This window comes from Microcoleus sp. PH2017_09_SFU_O_A, assembly GCF_020738625.1.
Taxonomy (GTDB): domain Bacteria; phylum Cyanobacteriota; class Cyanobacteriia; order Cyanobacteriales; family Microcoleaceae; genus Microcoleus.
The window spans coordinates 1-5,865 of the sequence record NZ_JAEQCF010000152.1 but is presented as its reverse complement, the minus strand read 5'-3'; the positions used below and the strand labels follow the sequence as shown (position 1 = coordinate 5,865).

4 protein-coding genes are annotated in these 5,865 nt (G+C 48.6%); 3 read left to right on the top strand and 1 reads right to left on the bottom strand.

What is annotated here, in order from left to right; all coding sequences use genetic code 11:
• Positions 1-526: 526 nt before the first annotated feature.
• Positions 527-661 carry a hypothetical protein gene (locus tag JGK16_RS31840; RefSeq protein WP_293193883.1) on the bottom strand — a complete coding sequence of 45 codons (135 nt, stop codon included), beginning with the start codon at positions 659-661 and terminating at the stop codon, positions 527-529.
• Between the two features lie 126 nt (positions 662-787).
• Between JGK16_RS31840 and JGK16_RS31835 the strand changes: the two genes are divergently transcribed.
• From JGK16_RS31835 to JGK16_RS31825, 3 genes are all read left to right on the top strand, one after another.
• Positions 788-1,069: a 4a-hydroxytetrahydrobiopterin dehydratase gene (locus JGK16_RS31835; protein WP_293186922.1), complete on the top strand. Its 282-nt coding sequence runs from the start codon at positions 788-790 to the stop codon at positions 1,067-1,069.
• Positions 1,070-1,514: 445 nt separating this feature from the next.
• Entirely contained in the window at positions 1,515-3,161 is a 1,647-nt protein-coding gene (locus JGK16_RS31830; protein ID WP_293193881.1) for an HD domain-containing phosphohydrolase, read from the top strand.
• Between the two features lie 291 nt (positions 3,162-3,452).
• On the top strand, positions 3,453-5,645 hold the full coding sequence (locus JGK16_RS31825) for an iron uptake porin (RefSeq protein WP_293186920.1): 2,193 nt from the start codon (positions 3,453-3,455) through the stop codon (positions 5,643-5,645).
• The last annotated feature ends 220 nt before the right edge of the window (positions 5,646-5,865 follow it).

The window sequence follows — 5,865 nt, the reverse complement described above, 5'->3', positions numbered from 1 at the left end:
TTGGTTTCACGTACTTTGCCATATTAGTATTATGGATCGCCATGTACGCATTGTCCAGTCTTGTCCAATAAATTAATGATTAGAGGCATACCGATCGAAAACCTCGATACGTCAGTAATTTGCCCTCATCTTGCAAAAATATTAATTTGCATCCCCCCACTTCTAATTCCTTGTGTTATTCTAATCATTGTGACTACTGAAATGATACTCAGAACGCAGGTTCTTTCGGTTACGCTGGCAAGGGCTAGCGCACAAATCCTCACACCAGATCTTGTATTTGGGTGAGGTGCGTTCAAATATGAAGCCATTTAGCTAATCCTGGAGGTGATGCCCATGATAGAAAGTAGTAAATGCATGGGTCATCAGATTGGAAACTACCGGCTGTGCGCCGGGGCCGCTCACTAGCAGTCAGCCGTCGTTTCCAACTGGAAACGAATTCCATCGGGAACCAGGCTCAGCTAGGGATTCTCCCGGCAGTCAGGTTCTAATCTGAAGACCCGCTAGACCGCTCTCACCTCAAATAGTGTTAAATCTTAAGTATTAAAACTTGAGCCTCAATACTATTGGTGAGAGCGGATAGTTTTTGGTCGGATTTTTGACCAGAAATAATTGGTTGAAAGTCGGAACCCTGCTCGGGAGAAATTAAAATCAGACTATTCATTACTCCAATCCTCGGACTTAAGGGTAGAGGTCGCTCTTAAACTGTCAACTGTCAACTGTCAACTGTCAACTGTTGACAGGTGGGCTGTTAATCTCCCAAAAAGCTTATCCCAAAATAAAAAAAATTATGGCAGATCTACTTAACGATACTGAAATTCAAGAGCGCGCCAGTCAATTATCGGGCTGGACGGTGGAAGGTAAGCAACTGCGGTGTACCCGTTTATTTAAAGATTTTATCGGCGCGATCGCCTTTGTGAATAAGTTGGTCGCCCCCTCAGAAGCGGCAGGACATCACCCCGACATAGAAATCTCCTATAACCAAGTAACAGTTAACTTGACAACTCACGATGCCGGAGGCTTAACTGAGAAAGACATGGCGCTAGCCCAAGAGATTTCTGCGCTAAATTAGCTAGTTAGGCGGGAATCCCCACCCCATATTGTTTACAGATTGGGGTGGGATGAAAGCCAAGTTGATTGAGGTGGGATGGTTGACCAATCCCGTAGGGCTCGGAAGCCATCACCGCCGAAATCGACAATCTTTGATATCATTGAACCACAGTGGGGCTGGACGTGTTCCTCACTATAAAACGCCGTAGAGAGAAACAGTTTGGAGTATCTCGAAGGAAGATCTAGATATCCTTTACAGGACTCAGATGCCCAAACTATATTGCTTGCAATTAGTGTGGGAGCGTCACAAGAGTTCTCATTTTCCTAGCCGCCACTGCATCTAGCGACAGTCCCAAGAGCAGAAAGCCCGCTCAAAAGAAAATATCGACTCTGGGTTAAAATCGGGTGTGAGAAAGTCGAGATGCAACAAGTCCAATGTATTAAAGGCTATTCGCCATCCTCCGACCATGATCGTATTTGAAAGGCCAGAGTTCTTGAACGAATCTGCTCAAAGAACAGAACTGATAGAAAAGCTTTTGGATATTGGCGCGGCGCTCTCTAGCGCCCCCGATTTGGGCGGGTTGTTAAACTTGATTTTATCCAAAAGCCGGGAAATCACCTACAGCGATGCGGGCAGCGTTTATTTAGTAGATCACAGCGACGAGAAATCTAAGTTGCTGTTCAAGGTAGCTCAAAATGGTTCTAAACCCAGACTGTCGTTTAAGGAGTTTGCCCTGCCGCTGACAGACAAAAGCTTGGCGGGATACGTGGCAATTACAGGTCAAAGTTTGAACCTGTCTGATGCCTATGACTTGCCTCCCGATGTACCCTACCAGCTAGATACGAGTTTTGACAGGGATATTAATTACCGCACTTGCTCGGTAATGGTGTTGCCGATGCAAAACCGACAGGGCGAGACAATAGGCGTACTGCAACTGATCAACCGCAAAAAAAAGGCAGATGAGGTGCTGACGGCAGAGAATGCCTGGGAATCGACGCAGCAGTATTCCGAGTGGGAAGAAAGGATAGTTCGATCGCTCGCTTCTCAAGCAGCAATCTCGATCGAGCGCAATCAACTCCAAGAAAGCATAGAACACTTGTTCGAGGGCTTCGTCAAAGCAAGCGTGCAAGTCATAGAAGCCCGAGATCCATGTACCTTCGGCCATTCAGAACGAGTTGCAGCCCTGACAGTACGCCTGTCAGAAGAAGTAAACGCCGTCAGCAGCGGATGGCTGCGCTCTATTTACTTTAACAACCGTCAAATTCAAGAAATTCGCTACGCCGCCCTGCTGCACGATTTTGGCAAAATCGGAGTACCAGAAGCAGTTTTGACCAAGCAGAAAAAGCTCTACCCCTCACAGCTAGAAATCATTCGCCACCGTTTCGCCCTAGCTCAGCGGACGCTGGAAATGGAATGCGTCCAGTCTAAATACAAATACTTGCTAGAGCATTCAGCTTACCGAAAACACCCGGACTCTGGGCCAGAGTGCGCTAAATGCCAGGAAATAGAACAGCTAGACACGGCGCTAGCAGACGCAAAAACCAGATTGGCAGAATATTGGGAAGTCCTGCTAGAGGCCAACGAACCTCACATTTTGGCAGAAGAACCCCTAGCTCAACTGCTAGAACTTTCTCGGCAAACTTACAGAGATATAGACGGGGCAATTAAACCTCTGCTGAGTCCAGACGAAATCGTGCAATTGATGGTGTCGAGGGGCAACCTGACGCCGACAGAACGATCGGCAATCGAATCTCACGTCACTCACACTTACGAATTTCTCAGCCAAATTCCGTGGACAAAGGATCTAAAAAATGTTCCCCAAATAGCCTACGGACACCATGAAAAACTCGACGGCACAGGCTATCCACGAGGTCTAACAGACTCAGAAATCCCCATTCAAGCGCAATTGATGACGATCGCCGATATTTATGACGCCCTGACAGCCGGCGATCGCCCCTACAAACGAGCTTTGCGAACAGATGCAGCAATGAAAATTTTGCGGCAAGAAGCAGCTCACAACAAAATCAACGCCGATTTATTAGAACTGTTCGACCGTCGCCGAGTCTTTAGCGTCCTAGGACACGGTTTGGATGCAAAAGTCGAATCAGTATAGACGATTCGGACGTGCTGTGCTAAAAAGTAAATAGGCTATCGAGCGCCTAATGTGTCAGTAGTCCAATCAATCCCAAGTCCAAGTATGGTAAGGTTTTGAGGCAGTTGAGTACCTAGTCAAAAACAGGCATCCGACAGCAGCCAATCACATCCATACACTCAGTTAGTCCCCAAAAATCAAAAGAAAAAGTGAATTTTAGGTCTCTTTTTAAAGTATGCTAGTTTAGCAACTACTGACCACATAGAAGACTCGAAAAGTTTCTCTGTAATCGGTGTGAGGATGAGAGTGAATATGTCGAAATTTTTGTGGAGTTACCTACTAATCAGCCCAGCAGTCTTAGGAGCTACCCTAGTAGTTTCTTCGAGCGCGATGGCAGCAGACGCTCAGCAAGCTGCTGATGCGCTCAAGCCTCAAGCTGCCCAAGCTGAAACAGGCCAAGCCTCCGAAGCCAAAGTTAATGCTTTAGCGGCTGTTGACGAAACTACCGCAGCACTAAAGCCAGTCGAAGAAATTTCCCAAGGAACAGGCAGCGAAACCAAGCCAGCGATTGCAGATGCCAGCCCTGCTGCAACGGGCAGCGCGATCGCCTCCGCCACCACAGACCCCGCAGCAACAAATCTTGAAGCTGCATCACAACCTGTAACTGAATCTTTAGCAGCAGTTGAGCCAACAGTCGCTCAACCAGTAGAAAATTCAGCGGCAGCCAGACTAGAAAATCCAGCCCCAGCAGCTACCGCTGTCAAGGAGCAAATCAGTGCAGTTCAATTAGAAACTACTGCCCCGGCAGTTGCAGAGCAGGCACAACAAAATTTGCCCTCTCCGGCCCAATCTCTAGCCCAAACTGTCGCACCACAAGCTCAAAACCCAGCCGCCACATTAGAACAGGTCAACGAGTACAGCAGCGAAGGTGCTGGTGGCGAAACTCAGGCTCAAGTAACCTCAGTATCTCAACTTTCCGACGTGCGGCCCACAGACTGGGCATTCCAAGCACTGCAATCCCTAGTCGAGCGCTACGGCTGTATTGCCGGGTATCCAGACGGCACATTCCGCGGCAACCGGGCAATGACCCGCTACGAATTTGCCGCCGGTTTAAACGCTTGCTTAGACAAAGTTAACGAGCTAATTAAAGCAGGTACAACCAACTTAGCGACAAAAGACGACTTGGCAGCCCTCCAACGGCTCCAGGAAGAATTTGCAGCAGAACTGGCAACCCTGCGCGGCCGCGTCGATGCTCTGGAAGCTCGCACATCCGAACTCGAAGCTAACCAATTCTCAACTACTACTAAACTGACTGGGGAAGCAATTTTTGCCCTCAGCGACGACTTTGGTGGCAATGATGGCTTGTTTGGCAGAGACAACAGAAGAGTCGGTACGGGTAACAATGAAGCCGTCTTCCAACAGCGGGTACGTCTCAATTTAAATACGAGCTTCACCGGCAGAGACTTGTTGCTCACCAGACTGGATGTGGGCAACGGTCAAAACTTTAACTTGGGGGCGACGAGCGAAGGTACTCAAACCTGGAACGTAGTTGGCAGAACCGACAACGTTTTTCACTTGGGCAGCTTGCTTTACAAGTTCCCCGCTAGCAATCGGTTGAACGTTACCATTGAAGCCGCTAACGGTATTTGGAACGATTTCATTCCTACCGTCAACCCTTACTTTGAAGACTTTGACGGCGGTAATGGCTCCCTCAGCGCCTTCGGTCAGAGCAACCCAATTTATCGCCTAGGTGGCGGTGCTGGTATCGGCTTCGATTACGCCTTCGGTGGCAGAGGCTTGCTGGGCGGTGTGTTCGGCCCGACTTCTCTGTCCTTTGGATATTTGGCGTCAAATCCGGCAAGTCCCGCCAAGGGCGCAGGCTTGTTCAACGGCGATTACGCAGCGATGGGGCAGTTGACTTTTACCCCGGGACGCAACTTGCAAGTTGCTCTCACTTACAACCACGGTTACTTTAGCAGAGGTAACTTCGGGTTTGACAACGGTTTGGGGAACGGGCCAGACAAACTTGGCGGTTTTACAGGCACGGGCGTGGCTAATTCCATCAACGGTTTGAGCGAAGGCTTTGACGGCTTCCGCGCTCGCAAAGTTGTCAGCAACTCCTACGGTGCTGAGGCTTCGTTCCGACTCAGCCCGAGATTTATCATTGGGGGCTGGGCTGGTTTAACCAATGCTCGTATTCTCGGCGTCGGCGATGCGAGAATTTGGAACTACGCAGCCACTTTGGCTTTGCCCGATTTAGGGAAAGAAGGCAACTTGCTGGGCTTTGTGGTAGGTCGTGAGCCTTACTTGGATAAACTTGAGGCTCCTGGCAATTTGCGGAACTTCAACAACGATACTTCGTGGCACTTTGAAGGCTTCTACAAGTTCAAGCTCTCGGACAACATTGCCGTGACTCCGGGCGTCATTTGGATTACCAACCCGAATCAAGACCGCAATAATGACGACATCATTATTGGTACTCTGAGAACTACTTTCACGTTCTAAGAGTGCGTTTTAAGAGGCAGGGAGAGTCATATTCTCTCTCTGCTAACAACTCTATAATTTAACATTAGCCCTGCTTGTCGCAGGGCTTTTTTGTGTGGCGGACAAATGCAGCTCATCTTATTTAGGGCTTGCTGAATAATTGATTGCCAACCAAGAGCAGGAGCGATCAATATATTCAAGCTTGGTTAAAGATAAGTTTTTTCTGTATCGAGTCGCCCCA